This is a genomic window from uncultured Streptococcus sp., assembly GCF_963456385.1.
Classification (GTDB): Bacteria; Bacillota; Bacilli; order Lactobacillales; family Streptococcaceae; genus Streptococcus.
The window spans coordinates 26,327-40,915 of record NZ_CAUOLF010000024.1; the positions used below are offsets into that span (position 1 = coordinate 26,327).

Genomic DNA, 14,589 nt, shown 5'->3' on the forward strand with positions numbered 1-14,589 from the left:
TATAAATTGAGGAGTAATAAATGACTAAACCAATTATTTTAACAGGAGATCGTCCGACAGGAAAATTGCATATTGGTCATTATGTAGGAAGTTTACGGAATCGCGTGCTTTTGCAGGATCAGGGTAAATATGAGATGTTCGTATTTTTGGCTGATCAGCAAGCTTTGACAGATCATGCAAAGGACCCTCAGACAATTGTTGAGTCTATTGGGAATGTAGCTTTAGATTATCTAGCGGCTGGATTGGATCCTGAAAAGGTGACTATTTTTATTCAAAGTCAGATTCCTGAGTTGGCAGAGTTGTCAATGTATTACATGAATTTGGTGTCATTGGCTCGTCTTGAACGTAATCCTACTGTCAAGACAGAAATAGCTCAAAAAGGATTTGGTGAAAGTTTGCCGACTGGGTTTTTAGTTTATCCAATTTCTCAGGCAGCTGATATTACTGCTTTCAAGGCTAATTTTGTACCAGTCGGACATGATCAAAAGCCTATGATTGAGCAGACTCGGGAAATTGTTCGCTCCTTTAACAATGCTTATCAGACAGATGTTTTGGTAGAACCGGAAGGGATTTATCCTGAAAATGAAGCAGCTGGACGTTTGCCTGGATTGGATGGCAATGCTAAGATGTCTAAGTCTCTCAATAATGGCATTTATTTGGCAGATGACATGGATATTCTGCAAAAGAAAGTTATGAGCATGTATACAGATCCTAATCATATCAGAGTGGAAGATCCTGGAAAAATTGAGGGAAATATGGTCTTTCATTATCTGGATGTTTTTGGCCGCCCTGAAGATGCTGCTGATATTGCTGCAATGAAAGAGCATTATCAAAGAGGTGGTCTGGGAGATGTCAAAACCAAACGCTATCTGTTAGAAATTTTAGAGCGAGAGTTAGGTCCGATTCGTGAGCGTCGTGTGGAGTTTGCTAAAGACATGGGACAGGTCTATCAGATGCTGCAAGAAGGATGCGATAAGGCCCGTCAGACTGCCGCTCAGACTCTTTCAGAAGTGAAGTCTGCGATGGGGATTAATTATTTTAAATAACGAACATTATTGATTATAAATTACAAAAACTATCGTTTTTAGTTTCAAAAATGATGGTTTTTATTTTTTGTGTAATAATGATTGACAATTTCCTATAGAATGGTATGATATTAACAACAAAAAAACCAGCTTTTATCCAAAGAAAATTGAACTTCAATTTTCTTTGGGTATTAGTTTAATAAAAAGGAAAAGAGGAAACTGTGGATGTCTAACTGGGACACTAAATTTTTGAAAAAAGGTTTTACCTTTGATGATGTGCTTCTGATTCCAGCTGAAAGCCATGTACTGCCCAATGATGCTGATTTGAGTACCAAGCTTGCTGAGAATTTGACCTTGAATATCCCAATCATTACTGCCGCTATGGACACTGTTACAGAGAGTCAGATGGCTATCGCTATTGCCCGTGCTGGCGGTCTTGGAGTTATCCACAAAAATATGTCTATTGAGCAACAGGCTGATGAAGTTCGAAAGGTTAAACGTTCTGAGAATGGCGTTATTATTGATCCTTTTTTCCTAACGCCAGAGCATACGATTGCTGAAGCAGATGAGTTGATGGGACGTTACCGTATCAGTGGTGTTCCTGTTGTAGAAACTCTTGAAAATCGTAAGTTAGTAGGGATTCTAACTAATCGTGATTTGCGTTTTATTTCTGACTATGACCAACCTATTTCTCGCCATATGACCAGTGAGAATCTTGTAACGGCGCCTGTTGGAACAGATTTGGGAACTGCAGAGCGTATTTTGCAAGAACACCGGATTGAAAAGTTGCCTTTGGTTGATGATAAGGGCTGTCTTTCAGGTTTGATTACCATTAAAGATATTGAAAAGGTTATTGAGTTTCCAAATGCTGCTAAAGATGAGTTTGGCCGTCTCTTGGTAGCTGGTGCTGTCGGTGTTACTTCAGATACTTTCGAACGTGCAGAAGCTCTCTTTGAAGCGGGTGCAGATGCGATTGTTATTGATACTGCTCATGGCCACTCAGCTGGAGTTTTGCGTAAGATTGCAGAGATTCGTGCTCATTTCCCTGATCGCACCTTGATTGCTGGAAATATTGCAACTGCTGAAGGTGCACGCGCTCTTTATGAAGCAGGTGTGGATGTTGCTAAGGTCGGAATTGGCCCAGGTTCTATCTGCACAACCCGTGTCATTGCTGGTGTTGGTGTTCCTCAAGTAACTGCTATTTATGATGCGGCTGCTGTGGCGCGTGAATATGGAAAAACCATCATTGCTGATGGTGGAATCAAGTACTCCGGAGATATTGTTAAGGCCTTGGCTGCAGGTGGCAATGCTGTTATGCTGGGTTCAATGTTTGCAGGAACAGACGAAGCGCCAGGTGAGACAGAAATCTTCCAAGGTCGGAAATTTAAGACTTATCGTGGTATGGGATCTATCGCCGCTATGAAGAAGGGCTCTAGTGATCGTTACTTCCAAGGTTCTGTCAATGAAGCTAATAAGCTAGTTCCAGAAGGAATTGAAGGTCGTGTGGCATACAAGGGAGCTGCTGCAGATATTGTCTTCCAGATGCTTGGTGGTATCCGATCTGGTATGGGTTATGTTGGAGCTGCAAATCTGCAAGAACTTCATGATAGTGCTCAGTTTATTGAGATGAGTGGTGCTGGATTGAAGGAAAGCCACCCTCATGATGTGCAAATTACGAATGAAGCCCCTAACTATTCAGTTCAATAAAAAATAAAACGAGGTCAGGAATTTTTCCTAACCTCATTTTAAATTTACGATTTAAATTGACATACTTTTACAATTCAAAAGGTTATAAAAGCTGTTCTAACAACAATTCGATATAATTCGTTTACACTATAAGCAATATTTTGTAAATAAAATTTACAAAAACGTAAACCTCATGTAATGCTAGGATTGAGATATAATTTGTCCTTGCTGAATGGTGAAAATTTTAATATCTTGTGGAAGATTTTTTAAATGTTCTAAAGTTGTTGTAGTGATGAAAGTTTGAATATCCTGAGAGATAGTTTCTAATAATTTTAGTTGACGGTTATTGTCGAGTTCGCTCATTACATCGTCAAGCAACAAAATAGGCGTTTCCTTTGTAATGCTTTCTATTAACTTGATTTCGGCTAGTTTCAGAGATAAAACAAGACTGCGATGCTGACCTTGACTACCAAAGTTGGCATCCATCTGGTTGATAAAAAAAGCAATATCATCACGATGGGGACCAACACCTGTATTTTTTTTGAATAGGTCGCGTTTACGACTACCTAATAAGGAAGAACGGTAAGTTTCTTGTATATTGTCAATTTGGTGTAAAGGAATAGATGACAGATACTTGACAGTCAATTCTTCCAAATTTTGAGAGATGTCCCAGTGCTTGTCTTGAGCAAAGCTTTCTAATTTTTGCAAAAAATCCAACCGATGCCTTATGACACGACAGCCATAGTCAACCAGCTGCTCATCAAGGACAGTCAAGAAGGTTTCATCAACTTTGTCATTAGCTTTCAGATAGGCATTGCGTTGTTTGAGTACATGGTTATAATTGGATAAATCTGATAGATAGACTGGCTTGATTTGTCCAAGCTCAATGTCTATAAATTTACGGCGTAGACTGGGGGAACCTTTAATCAACTGTAAATCTTCAGGAGCAAAAAGAACAACATTCATAGTTCCAATGTAGTCTGATAATTTACTTTGTTTCAAGTGGTTGACTTTTGTGATGCGACCTTTTGGTGTCAAGTTAATGTCAAGGGGAACTTTACCAGTCTTTTTTTCTAAGATGCCAGAGACAAGGAGGTCATTATCTGTAAAATGAATTAAATCCTTATCTGAGCGCGTGCGGTGGCTTCTGGTCAAGGCTAGGAAATAAACAGCTTCTAAAATATTGGTTTTACCCTGTGCGTTCTGGCCTAGAAAGACATTTAAGCCAGGATGGAAGTCAATATCAGCTTCCTGATAATTTCGGAAATGCTTGATTTTTAATGATTGCAGCCACATGATTAGATACCAGGGAAGCGAACAGGCCTTTTAGTAGTTTTCTGCTTTTTAGGTAGCCCTGTATTCTTACACTTTTCTTTTTTAGAAGTCTGAGTTTTTTTAAAATCCTTATTCATGGCTTTGACAAGTTCAGCAACTCGTTTTTTTTCTGCGATTTCTTTCTGGTGTTGCAGAATTTCTTCTTGACTAGGAGCTGTCAGATTAATTTCAATTCCTTGCTCAGGAAGGGAAATCTTATCATTGACACGGAGTTTTTTCCCCCGGCGGTTTTCTGGCTCACCGTTAAAAAGAACTGTATATTCACTTAGAAATGTTTTAATTGCTCCGCCACTTTGGATAATTCCTGTTTCTTTTAAAAGTGCTTGTAGCGTGATGTAGTCATCAAATAATTTATATTCCATATTTCACCTCAACCCTGTCATTATATCATATTTGTTAGTAAAAAGTGCTGAGGTGCTTTGGATAAAAGCGTAATTTTTCTCCTATTATCAGAAAACGTTTTAATCAGCAAAAAGCTTGGTAGAACAAACAAATCAGATGCATTTCATGATATAATAGTAGTCTATATTATTCAGTATGAGGGGCGTCATGGAAATCACTAAAGGAGTTCGTCTCCATTTTATTCAATCAGAAAAATTTAAAACAAACAAAATAAGGGTTCGTTTTTCAGCGCCTATGTCCAAAGAAACAGTAGCTGGTCGGGTTTTAACAGCCAGCATGCTAGAGACTGTCAATGCTGTTTATCCTACTTCGCAGGCTTTTAGAGAGCGTCTGGCCAACTTGTATGGTGCTGATTATTCTACGAGTCTTTCAAGGAGAGGATTGGTGCATTATTTAGATATCAATCTTTCTTTTGTACGGGATAAATTTTTGAGTCGTAAGAATGTCCTGACAGATGCCATGCTTGATTTTTTGAAAGCCAGCTTGTTTTCTCCATTGGTAAGTCAGGACACTTTTGATGAATCTGCTTTTGAAATTGAGAAGAAAAATATCTTGAATGATTTGGAAGCTGAAATTGAGAATCATTTTTATCATGCTCATCGAGAATTAGATAAACTCTTTTATGAAGAAGAGGAAATGCAGATGCCTCGTGTTGGGACGATTGAATTAATCCAGAAAGAGACTGCTGCAAGTAGTTTTGCTGCTTTTCAGCAGATGCTTCAGGAAAATCAGATTGACTTTTTCTTTATTGGGGACTTTAATGAAGTGGCTGTTCGGGAGAAAATTCAATCTTTCAATTTTGCACCTCGTCAGCAAGAACTTCAGTTAGTTTATCAGCAAGAATATTCCAATGTTTTGCGAGAAGGACTGGAGCAGAAGGATGTGCATCAGTCAATTATTGAGTTGGGCTATCACTTCCCTATTCAGTACGGAGAGAGTGAGCACCTGCCTTTAGTCGTTTTAAATGCTTTGCTAGGTGGCTTTGCCCATTCAAAATTATTTGTCAATCTTCGTGAAAAGGAAGGGCTGGCTTATACAATTTCTAGCAATTTTGATATTTTTTCAGGAATGATGCGAATTTACGCTGGTATTGACCGCAGCAATCGGACCAGAACAGTTGCTTTAATCAACCGGCAAATTGGTGATTTGAAGCGTGGGAATTTTAGTCTGGAAGAACTGAATCAAACCAAGAAAATGCTGAGAAATTCGGTATTGTTAGCTCAGGATCGACAGAATACAATCTTAGAGAGAGCTTATATGGCTTCTGTTTTAGGGAAAAAATTCTTATCTCTTGAAGCTTGGTTGGAAGCTTTGGAACAGGTTCATAAAGATGATATTATCAAGGCAGCTGGTCAGTTGAAATTACAAGCTATTTACTTTATGGAAGGAAAATAATGCAGGGAGAAGTGCTAGAAAAAATCAATTATTCAGCAGTGGGAGAAACTGTCTATCAGACAGTTTTAGCAAATGGTTTGCGTGTTTTTCTTCTGCCTAAAAATGATTTTAATGAAACTTATGGGATTATCTCAACTAATTTTGGTTCAGTGGATACTGGGATTGTTTCACGTGAAACCAATCAGGTCACTCAATATCCGGCTGGAATAGCTCATTTTTTGGAACATAAGCTTTTTGAAGGCCCGCAGGGAAAGGATTTGCTGTTGGAATTTACTAAGCTAGGGGCTGAGAGCAATGCCTTTACAAGCTTTACTCGGACTAGCTATTTATTTTCTGCAACGGATAATATCTCAGAAAACCTACAGCTTTTGCAAAAACTAGTGCATCGGGCTGATTTTACAAAAGAATCCATTTTGCGTGAACAGGATATTATCGGCCAAGAAATTGAAATGTATCAGGATAATCCAGATTATCGTCTCTTTTTTGGAGCCTTGGCCAATCTCTATCCTCAAACACCTCTGGCAGAAGACATTGCAGGAACGAAAGAGTCCATCTCTGAGATTACCGTCGAAAATTTGAAGGAAAATTTCAGTAACTTTTATCATCCTTCTAATATGACTTTGTTTGTGATTGGAAATTTTGATTTGGAACAGATAGCTGCAGAGATTGCAGAACAGCAGGAAAAACTAGTTTTTGCTGGGAGTTCGGAACCTATTGAAAAAATTCCTGTTAGCCTTCACCCAGTGGTATCAACGGATACCTACCGAATGGAGGTGGCTAGTCCAAAACTGGCAGTTGGGATTCGAGGGACAGACTTTGTTGATGAATCGGAGTTGTATCGCTATAAAATCACTTTGAAACTCTTATTTGCCATGATGTTTGGCTGGACTTCCAAGCGTTTCCAGTCCCTCTATGAAAGTGGGAAAATGGATAATTCTTTAACGCTGGAAGTGGAAGTAGAAAAAGATTTTCACTTTGTCATGCTGACGATGGATACTCAGGAACCGGTGGGACTTTCTCATCAATTTCGCTCAGCCATCAAGAATTTTGACAAGGATCCGGATGTGACAGAAGAGCATTTGGATACGATTAAAAGTGAGATGTTTGGTGATTTTCTGCATGGTTTAAACTCGCTTGAGTATATTGCAACCCAATATGAACCTCAGTTGATGGGTGAGAATCTGTTTGATTTGCCGAAAATTTTACAGGACATCAGTCTGAATGATGTGATAAAACTAGGTCATCGATTTATCGATCAGTGTGATATGACAGATTTTACTATTTTTCCAAAATAATTCCAGAATCGTTTTTAAAATTTTGTTAAAATAGTGAAGAATAGAAATAAGGGAAAAGTACGTATGAGAAAAAAAACGATAGGAGAAGTGTTGAAGCTTGCCCGGACTAATCAAGGTCTGAGTTTAGAGGAATTGTCAAAAAAGACAGATATCCAGCAGGATTTGCTGGAAGCGCTGGAACGAAATGACTATGATTTGCTTCCTAGTCCTTTCTATGCCCGTAGTTTCTTGCGGAAGTACGCCTGGGCTGTAGATTTGGATGAATCCATTATTTTGGAGGCTTACGAAGCTGGTGAGATGATTGTCTTTGATGAAGTGGCACTGGCAGCAGATGAGGAATTCAGGAGTAGAAAAAATAAAAATAAAAGCTCTTTTCTGCCCTTGTTCTATTTTCTCTTGTTGGCTTCGGCTATTGCTGCTTTCGTAGCTTATTATATTTGGAGCTATGCTCAGACTAATTCGGTAAGTTTTAAAGCATCTAACAGCAATTATAGTCTGGTTTCCTCTACAAGCACTAATAATCAGAAGGCTTCCTTTTCTTCGGCTGATTCTAAGTCAGTTTCTTCCTCAGCTAGCAAATTGACAGTTAGTGGAAGCGGAGAGAATTTGATTGCTGAGTATAGTGGAGCAAGTCAGCCTGTTAAAGTGACCGTTTCTGTGGAGCAAACGACCAATTTGGTAAGCATAAGCGATTCAGAACTAGCCGAAGGCATCACCTTATCTCCTGAAAAATCAAGCCAGACGGTTTCTCTTGAGCCAGGCAATAAGTATCTTATTACGTTAGCACCTGTTAAAGGAGCAACTGTGACGATAGAGGGACAAAAACTGGATACTTCGGCTTTGACTAGTGATAGTGGAACCATTAGTTTGAACATTACGAAAGGATAAAAACGAAGGGAATCCCATGAAAAAAGAAAATATTCCAAACGCCTTAACTCTTGTTAGAATTGCTTTAATCCCTGTATTTGTTGTGATTTTAACATTCGGTCATTCTTCCATCATGCATATTTTGGCAGCTTTTATCTTTGCTTTTGCTAGTATAACTGATTATCTAGATGGTTATTTGGCTCGAAAGTGGGAAGTGGTAACAAACTTTGGTAAATTTGCTGATCCCATGGCTGATAAGCTTTTAGTGATGTCTGCTTTTATCATGTTGATCGAGATGAAAATGGCTCCTGCCTGGGTTGTGGCTATTATTATTTGCCGGGAATTGGCAGTAACAGGTCTGCGCTTGCTTTTAGTGGAAACGGGCGGTACAGTCTTAGCGGCTGCTATGCCAGGTAAAATCAAGACCTTCACGCAGATGTTTGCTATTATTTTTCTACTGATTCATTGGACTCTCTTAGGACAAATCCTTCTGTATATCGCTTTAATCTTTACGATTTATTCTGGATATGACTACTTCAAGGGAAGTGCCTATCTCTTTAAAGATACCTTTAAATAATATGGAAAATATCATCGAAGTAAGAAATCTTAAGTACAAATACGATAGTGAGTCTGAGAATTACACTTTAAATGATGTCTCCTTTCAAGTAAAAAAAGGGGAATGGCTATCCATTGTCGGTCATAATGGCAGTGGAAAATCAACTACAGTTCGTTTGATTGACGGTCTTTTAGAAGCGGAAAGCGGAGATATTATTATCTCAGGTGATAAACTGACAGCTGAAAACGTCTGGGAAAAACGCAGACAGATTGGCATGGTATTCCAAAATCCAGATAATCAGTTTGTCGGGGCAACTGTAGAAGACGATGTAGCCTTTGGTTTGGAAAATCAAGGGCTGGACTATGATCTGATGGTAGAGCGAGTCCAGCAGGCATTAGAGCTTGTTGGCATGCAGGATTTTAAGGAACGTGAACCAGCTCGTCTTTCCGGAGGTCAGAAACAGCGGGTAGCTGTTGCAGGTGTAGTAGCTCTGAGACCGGATATTATTATTTTGGATGAAGCAACTAGCATGCTGGATCCGGAGGGGCGTTTGGATCTTATCCAGACCGTGAAAAAAATTAAAGATAGTAATCAGCTGACCGTCATTTCTATCACCCATGATTTGGATGAAATAGCCTTAAGCGACCGTGTTTTGGTCATGAAAGAGGGTCAGGTTGAGTCTACCGCTACCCCGAGAGAACTTTTTTCTCGAGAAGATTTGGAAGAGCTAGGATTGGATCAGCCGTTTGTTAATCAGGTAAAGGCGGCTTTGCGTCAGTCAGGCTTTTCTCTGCCAGGCTCTTACTTAACAGAAAAAGAATTGCAGGATCAACTATGGGCATTACTCTCAAAAATGTAAGTTATACTTATCAAGCTGGCACTCCTTTTGAGGGACCAGCGCTTTTTGGAGTGGATTTGGAGATAAAATCCGGCAGCTATACCGCTCTTATCGGTCATACAGGCAGCGGTAAGTCAACCATTCTCCAGCTTTTAAATGGCTTGCTGGTTCCTAATCAAGGTAGTGTTGAAGTAGGCAGTACAGTCATCACGGCTGATTCTGTCAATAAAGACATTAAACAGGTGCGCAAGAAAGTCGGTCTGGTCTTTCAATTTCCGGAAAGTCAGGTTTTTGATGAAACAGTTTTGAAAGATGTGGCTTTTGGTCCTCAGAATTTTGGTGTTTCTAAAGAAGAAGCGGAAGCTTTGGCACGTGAAAAGCTGCACTTAGTCGGAATTTCTGAGGATTTGTTCAATCGCAGTCCTTTCGAACTTTCTGGCGGCCAGATGCGCAGGGTGGCCATCGCTGGTATACTGGCCATGGAGCCTGATATCTTGGTTTTGGATGAGCCGACAGCAGGACTTGATCCATCCGGTCGAAAAGAACTGATGAGGCTCTTTGAAGAGCTGCATCAAGCCGGTATGACCATTGTTTTGGTAACTCACCTAATGGATGATGTAGCCAACTTTGCTGATACAGTCTATGTTTTAGATAAGGGCAGAGTTGTCAAGAGCGGTCAGCCTGCTCAGGTCTTTCAGGATTTGGATTTTATGGAGAGTATTCAATTGGGTGTTCCTAAGATTACAAAATTTGCACACGAATTGGCGGAGAAAGGGATGACCTTCTCGCACTATCCTATTACAATTGAAGAATTCAAGGAGATCTTGCATGGATAAGTTGATTTTAGGCCGCTATATTCCCGGAAATTCAATTATTCATCGTTTGGATCCGCGGAGCAAGTTGCTAGCGATGTTTCTTTTTATTCTATTAATTTTCTGGGCCAATAATCTTGTGACCAATCTGCTGTTGTTTGTTTTTGTTTTTAGTTTGGTCTTGCTGTCCAAGGTTCCTTTGAAGTTCTTTTTAAATGGTATACAGTCCATGGTTTTTATTATAGCTTTTACCACCTTGTTCCAGCTGTTTTTGACCTCGGGAGGCGCTACAATTTTTCAGTTCGCTTTTATCAGAATTACAGAAGCAGGACTGTCACAGGCTGGTATTATTTTTAGCCGCTTTATTCTGATTATTTTCTTTTCTACTCTTCTGACTCTGACAACGACACCTTTAAGCTTGTCCGATGCGGTTGAGTCTTTGCTGAAACCTCTGAAGGTTTTCAAGGTGCCAGCACATGAGATTGGCCTGATGCTCTCTATGAGCCTGCGCTTCGTTCCAACTTTAATGGATGATACTACTCGGATTATGAACGCCCAGAGGGCGCGTGGTGTTGACTTTGGCGAGGGAAAGCTTATTCAAAAGGTTAAATCTATTATTCCTATTCTAATCCCTTTGTTTGCTTCCAGTTTTAAAAGGGCAGATGCTCTAGCAATTGCCATGGAAGCGCGCGGCTATAATGGAGGTGAAGGGCGGACACGTTTTCGCCGTTTGGCATGGAAAAGAAATGACAGCTTGGCTATTATTAGCTTACTTATATTAGGTATTCTGCTTTATATATTGAAAAACTGACCTGCTGTTTAAAGTGTTTTTAGAGAATAGTATAAGTTAAACTTGTCTATTTTTTACTTGATCAAAGAAAATATTTGGCAAAAAAGCTCTAAAAGTCTGTTTTTAAAGTCTAAACTAAATGTTCTTGTAACGTTTGACTTGGTAATGTAACTTTTTGGTAATATTTTATGTGTAAGATAGTATTATCACCGAAAGGAGAATTACTTTTTAATGAACAAAAAAACAGCAAAATGGACTTTAACAGGTGCAGTCGCTGCAGCGGCTTTCTTGGTTTCAGGTATTGCAAATGCCGAGACCTATACAGTTGAAGCCGGTGATACTTTATCAGCTATTGCTAACGAAAAAAATACAACTCTTGAGAAATTAGTAGAGTTAAACAAGATTGCAGATCCAAATCACATCCGTGTTGGTCAAATCTTGGAACTTGGAAATAGTGCCAAAACGTCTGAAACAAGCGTAGCAGCAACTGCAACTCCCGTAAATAATTATGCAGCACCTGCAGCAACAGCTAATTCAGCAGCAACTTCAGGAGGCCTTGTACTTAGCAATGGTAATACCGCTGGTGCAACTGGTTCTTATGCAGCATCACGTATGGCAGAGATGACAGGTGTTCCTGCATCAACTTGGGAAGCTATCATTGCTCGTGAATCAAATGGTCAAGTAGATGCTTACAACGCATCTGGTGCTAGTGGTCTTTTCCAAACGATGCCAGGTTGGGGATCAACGGCTACTGTTGATGATCAAATCCAATCAGCATATAGTGCCTATAGCGCTCAAGGACTTTCAGCTTGGGGTTACTAATATAGAACTAAAAAAACCACAGATTTCTGTGGTTTTTTAGTTTACATAAAATTGACAATTTATAAGCAGAAAATGATAGTGTAAATAAAGATTTAAAGGTAACAATCTTATCTAAATTGACAGCTGTGTAAAGTTATAAAAAGTGTTCTTTCAATATTTTTAAAATGTGCTTGGGAGAATTAGCCAGCAAATCTGCTCCGTTTTCTAGTAACTCTTTTTGGCTGCCAAAGCCCCAAAGGACTCCTAGAGTTGAGATTCCTACTTCTTTACCGCCAATTATATCAAACTTTGTATCGCCTATAATTATGGTTTCTTCCGGATTTGCATCCAGTGTTCGCAGAGCTCGGCGCAGAACATCTGCTTTGTGAAATGAATCTGGCAGTGAGCCAAAAATATCATCAAATTGCTCAGAGATAGCTAGATTTGCTAATAAATCTTGTGCTGTGGGTTGATTTTTACTTGTTGTTACATAAATCTGATAGCCGGCTTCTTTTAGCTGTTTCAGCAATTCTGGTATCCCCTCATAGAGGCGGACGCCCCAGATGCCTTTTTCCTTATAGAAGCTGCGATAATAGTTAATTGCTTCTGGAACTTGGCTTTCTTCAAGAACAGAGGCGAAGCTTACTTCAAGAGGCGGCCCCATAAAACTTTTGATAATACTTTCTTCAGGGCACTCTTTTCCAAGTTGTTTGAAGCTGTATTCAAAGGATTCTTGGATGCCCTTTGAACTGTCAACTAAAGTTCCATCCAAATCAAAGAAGATATATTTCAAATGATTCATCTTGTCTCCTTTTTTACTATCTAGTAAATCTACTTGACAAATTTGTCAAGGTTATTCTCCAAAGATTTCTTTTGAAAGTCTGCGTCCTGTAGGTGTTGTAGCTAGACCGCCTTCAGCTGTTTCTCTGAAAGCAGTAGGCAGACTTGACCCAACTTGATACATGGCGTCAATGACTTCGTCAACAGGAATTCTAGACTCGATTCCTGCAAGAGCCATATCAGCTGCAATAAAGGCGTAGCTGGCTCCCATGGCATTTCGCTTGACACAAGGCACCTCCACTAGACCAGCTACTGGATCACAAATCAAGCCCAGCATGTTTTTAATGACAAAACAAATAGCTTGACTGGCTTGAAAAGGTGAACCTCCAGCAGCTAGAACTAAAGCAGCTGCACTCATAGCAGAAGCGGAGCCGACCTCAGCTTGACAGCCACCTTCAGCACCCGAAATTGAGGCGTTATTGGCAATGACGAGGCCGAAAGCACCTGCAGCTAATAGAAAGTTTAGCTGTTCTTCTTCTGAGAGGCCTAATTTTTCAATGGCTGATGTAAGGACAGCAGGCAGACAGCCAGCGCTGCCAGCGGTTGGTGTAGCACAAACCAAGCCCATTTTAGCATTGTGTTCATTGACAGCAATAGCATTTTGTGCAGCAGTCAGTACAGTGTAATCTGATAAAGTCTTTCCTGACTGGATATAGTGGTCAAGTTTTGCTGCGTCTCCGCCAGTCAATCCGCTGCGAGACTTGCTCTCATCCAGTCCAAGAAGGACAGAGGCTTTCATGACTTCCAGATTGCGACCCATCAGTCGCAGGACTTCATCTCTTTCACGACCAGTTAATTCATACTCGGTAGCAATCATCAATTCAGCAACATTTCCTTGGTAATCCAAGTCAGCTTGCTCTACCAATTCTTTGATGGAATAAAACATATTTTCTCCTATTTAAAGAAATTCACATTATGCAGATGAGGAATATTGCGAATTTCATCAATGGCTTCCTCACAGCTGCGGCTGTCAACTTCAATAATCATAATCGCTTTTTCTCCAGCCTTCTCACGGGTAACATTCATCTGAGCTATATTAATATTGTAGCGTGACAGAGCTTCGGTGACATGGGCAATCATACCTGGGACATCCTGGTGGACAATAATGATGGTCGGAGTATTCATGCTCAGAGATACTGAAAAGCCATTCAACTCCGTTACTTGAATGTTGCCGCCACCAATAGAGACTCCAATCACACTGATTGTTTTATGGTCATTTTTGACTGTAATCTTTGTCGTATTGGGGTGGGGAGCATTGCTATCCTTTTGAATCGTCCAGACAATCTTGATGCCTCGTTTATGGGCAATTTCAAGGCTGTTAGGAATCTCAGGGTCATCTGTCTCCATACCTAAAATCCCTGCTACAAGAGCCAAGTCCGTTCCGTGACCTCGGTAAGTTTTGGCAAAAGAGTTAAAGAGCTGGAATTCTACTTCAGTAGGATCATCGTTAAAAATAGAGGAGACAATTTTTCCGATACGGACGGCGCCTGCTGTATGACTGCTTGATGGGCCTATCATCACGGGTCCGATAATATCAAAAACAGATTGAAATCTTAGTGAAGTCATGATTTCTCCTTGCAGCTAATTTATTATTTTCATTATAACAAAGTTAAGGGCTTTCTGCTGATTTTTTAAATGAATTAAAAGTGGATATTATAAAATTTCCTTAGATAGGAAAGTAAGTGAGAAAATCAATAAGTTTACAAAGTTGTAAACATAATTTACAGTTAATAAATTTAGTTAAATTTCTGATTTGTTTTCCTAGTCCTTTCGTGCTATAATAGGGCTTGCTCAAGCGACCTTCAATCGTTGAAAGCATAGCACGACCTTCAATCGTGAAATAACGAAAAGATGGGAGAACACAATGAGTGATAACTCTAAGATTCGTGTCGTTGTTGGTATGAGCGGAGGTGTTGATTCATCAGTAACTGCTTTGCTCTTAAAAGA

General features: G+C 39.8%; 15 protein-coding genes and 1 pseudogene. 11 read left to right on the plus strand and 5 right to left on the minus strand.

What is annotated here, in order from left to right:
• Window positions 1-20: 20 nt before the first annotated feature.
• Window positions 21-1,046 carry a tryptophan--tRNA ligase gene (gene trpS, locus RP262_RS09620; protein WP_268689643.1) on the plus strand — a complete coding sequence of 342 codons (1,026 nt, stop codon included), beginning with the start codon at window positions 21-23 and terminating at the stop codon, window positions 1,044-1,046.
• Between the two features lie 204 nt (window positions 1,047-1,250).
• Window positions 1,251-2,732, plus strand: coding sequence for an IMP dehydrogenase (guaB, locus tag RP262_RS09625; RefSeq protein WP_311155002.1), 1,482 nt, complete (start codon window positions 1,251-1,253; stop codon window positions 2,730-2,732).
• A gap of 180 nt (window positions 2,733-2,912) precedes the next feature.
• Here guaB and recF read toward each other — a convergent pair whose 3' ends face one another.
• Both recF and yaaA read right to left on the minus strand, forming a co-directional pair.
• Entirely contained in the window at window positions 2,913-4,007 is a 1,095-nt protein-coding gene (gene recF, locus RP262_RS09630) for a DNA replication/repair protein RecF (RefSeq protein WP_311155003.1), read from the minus strand.
• Window positions 4,008-4,009: 2 nt separating this feature from the next.
• A complete protein-coding gene (yaaA, locus tag RP262_RS09635) occupies window positions 4,010-4,408 on the minus strand; it encodes a S4 domain-containing protein YaaA (RefSeq protein ID WP_311155004.1) in 399 nt (132 codons plus the stop codon).
• Window positions 4,409-4,595: 187 nt separating this feature from the next.
• On the opposite strand from yaaA, the gene yfmF reads away from it, so the two are divergent.
• The 8 genes from yfmF (at window position 4,596) to RP262_RS09675 (ending at window position 11,823) form a co-directional block, all read left to right on the plus strand.
• Window positions 4,596-5,843: an EF-P 5-aminopentanol modification-associated protein YfmF gene (gene yfmF / locus RP262_RS09640; RefSeq protein WP_311155005.1), complete on the plus strand. Its 1,248-nt coding sequence runs from the start codon at window positions 4,596-4,598 to the stop codon at window positions 5,841-5,843.
• Window positions 5,843-7,138 (plus strand): EF-P 5-aminopentanol modification-associated protein YfmH, encoded by a 1,296-nt coding sequence (gene yfmH, locus RP262_RS09645; protein WP_311155006.1) that lies wholly within the window; start codon window positions 5,843-5,845, stop codon window positions 7,136-7,138. Before yfmF ends, yfmH begins: the two co-directional genes overlap by 1 nt.
• 33 nt (window positions 7,139-7,171) lie before the next feature.
• Window positions 7,172-8,026, plus strand: coding sequence for a cytoskeleton protein RodZ (gene rodZ / locus RP262_RS09650; protein WP_311155007.1), 855 nt, complete (start codon window positions 7,172-7,174; stop codon window positions 8,024-8,026).
• 16 nt (window positions 8,027-8,042) lie between these two features.
• Entirely contained in the window at window positions 8,043-8,582 is a 540-nt protein-coding gene (pgsA, locus tag RP262_RS09655; protein ID WP_125382957.1) for a CDP-diacylglycerol--glycerol-3-phosphate 3-phosphatidyltransferase, read from the plus strand.
• A gap of 1 nt (window position 8,583) precedes the next feature.
• Window positions 8,584-9,420, plus strand: coding sequence for an energy-coupling factor ABC transporter ATP-binding protein (locus RP262_RS09660; protein WP_311155008.1), 837 nt, complete (start codon window positions 8,584-8,586; stop codon window positions 9,418-9,420).
• Entirely contained in the window at window positions 9,396-10,235 is an 840-nt protein-coding gene (locus tag RP262_RS09665; RefSeq protein WP_161543676.1) for an energy-coupling factor ABC transporter ATP-binding protein, read from the plus strand. The genes RP262_RS09660 and RP262_RS09665 overlap by 25 nt, the downstream gene beginning before the upstream one ends.
• Window positions 10,228-11,022 carry an energy-coupling factor transporter transmembrane protein EcfT gene (locus RP262_RS09670; protein ID WP_311155009.1) on the plus strand — a complete coding sequence of 265 codons (795 nt, stop codon included), beginning with the start codon at window positions 10,228-10,230 and terminating at the stop codon, window positions 11,020-11,022. The genes RP262_RS09665 and RP262_RS09670 overlap by 8 nt, the downstream gene beginning before the upstream one ends.
• A 210-nt stretch (window positions 11,023-11,232) precedes the next feature.
• On the plus strand, window positions 11,233-11,823 hold the full coding sequence (locus RP262_RS09675) for a LysM peptidoglycan-binding domain-containing protein (protein ID WP_009659542.1): 591 nt from the start codon (window positions 11,233-11,235) through the stop codon (window positions 11,821-11,823).
• 133 nt (window positions 11,824-11,956) lie between these two features.
• On the opposite strand, the gene RP262_RS09680 is transcribed toward RP262_RS09675, so the two are convergent.
• The 3 genes from RP262_RS09680 to sdaAB are packed head-to-tail and all read right to left on the minus strand — an operon-like array spanning window position 11,957 to window position 14,208.
• The gene (locus tag RP262_RS09680) at window positions 11,957-12,604 is read right to left on the minus strand and encodes an HAD family hydrolase (protein ID WP_311155010.1); all 648 of its coding nucleotides are present in this window, start codon (window positions 12,602-12,604) and stop codon (window positions 11,957-11,959) included.
• Between the two features lie 51 nt (window positions 12,605-12,655).
• Window positions 12,656-13,528, minus strand: a complete 873-nt coding sequence (sdaAA, locus tag RP262_RS09685) for an L-serine ammonia-lyase, iron-sulfur-dependent, subunit alpha (RefSeq protein WP_311155011.1) — start codon at window positions 13,526-13,528, stop codon at window positions 12,656-12,658.
• 8 nt (window positions 13,529-13,536) lie between these two features.
• Window positions 13,537-14,208, minus strand: a complete 672-nt coding sequence (gene sdaAB / locus RP262_RS09690) for an L-serine ammonia-lyase, iron-sulfur-dependent subunit beta (RefSeq protein WP_311155012.1) — start codon at window positions 14,206-14,208, stop codon at window positions 13,537-13,539.
• Window positions 14,209-14,482: 274 nt separating this feature from the next.
• Between sdaAB and RP262_RS09695 the strand changes: the two are divergent.
• Window positions 14,483-14,589, plus strand: a pseudogene (locus tag RP262_RS09695) (hypothetical protein); the annotation flags it as partial.

Excerpts from the sequence above, each read along its gene's own strand:
- trpS (WP_268689643.1), top strand. The coding sequence starts at position 21 with ATGACTAAACCAATTATTTTAACAGGAGATCGTCCGACAGGAAAATTG.
- guaB (WP_311155002.1), top strand. The coding sequence starts at position 1,251 with ATGTCTAACTGGGACACTAAATTTTTGAAAAAAGGTTTTACCTTTGAT.
- recF (WP_311155003.1), bottom strand. The coding sequence starts at position 4,007 with ATGTGGCTGCAATCATTAAAAATCAAGCATTTCCGAAATTATCAGGAA.
- yaaA (WP_311155004.1), bottom strand. The coding sequence starts at position 4,408 with ATGGAATATAAATTATTTGATGACTACATCACGCTACAAGCACTTTTA.
- yfmF (WP_311155005.1), top strand. The coding sequence starts at position 4,596 with ATGGAAATCACTAAAGGAGTTCGTCTCCATTTTATTCAATCAGAAAAA.
- yfmH (WP_311155006.1), top strand. The coding sequence starts at position 5,843 with ATGCAGGGAGAAGTGCTAGAAAAAATCAATTATTCAGCAGTGGGAGAA.
- pgsA (WP_125382957.1), top strand. The coding sequence starts at position 8,043 with ATGAAAAAAGAAAATATTCCAAACGCCTTAACTCTTGTTAGAATTGCT.
- RP262_RS09660 (WP_311155008.1), top strand. The coding sequence starts at position 8,584 with ATGGAAAATATCATCGAAGTAAGAAATCTTAAGTACAAATACGATAGT.
- RP262_RS09665 (WP_161543676.1), top strand. The coding sequence starts at position 9,396 with ATGGGCATTACTCTCAAAAATGTAAGTTATACTTATCAAGCTGGCACT.
- RP262_RS09670 (WP_311155009.1), top strand. The coding sequence starts at position 10,228 with ATGGATAAGTTGATTTTAGGCCGCTATATTCCCGGAAATTCAATTATT.
- RP262_RS09675 (WP_009659542.1), top strand. The coding sequence starts at position 11,233 with ATGAACAAAAAAACAGCAAAATGGACTTTAACAGGTGCAGTCGCTGCA.
- RP262_RS09680 (WP_311155010.1), bottom strand. The coding sequence starts at position 12,604 with ATGAATCATTTGAAATATATCTTCTTTGATTTGGATGGAACTTTAGTT.
- sdaAA (WP_311155011.1), bottom strand. The coding sequence starts at position 13,528 with ATGTTTTATTCCATCAAAGAATTGGTAGAGCAAGCTGACTTGGATTAC.
- sdaAB (WP_311155012.1), bottom strand. The coding sequence starts at position 14,208 with ATGACTTCACTAAGATTTCAATCTGTTTTTGATATTATCGGACCCGTG.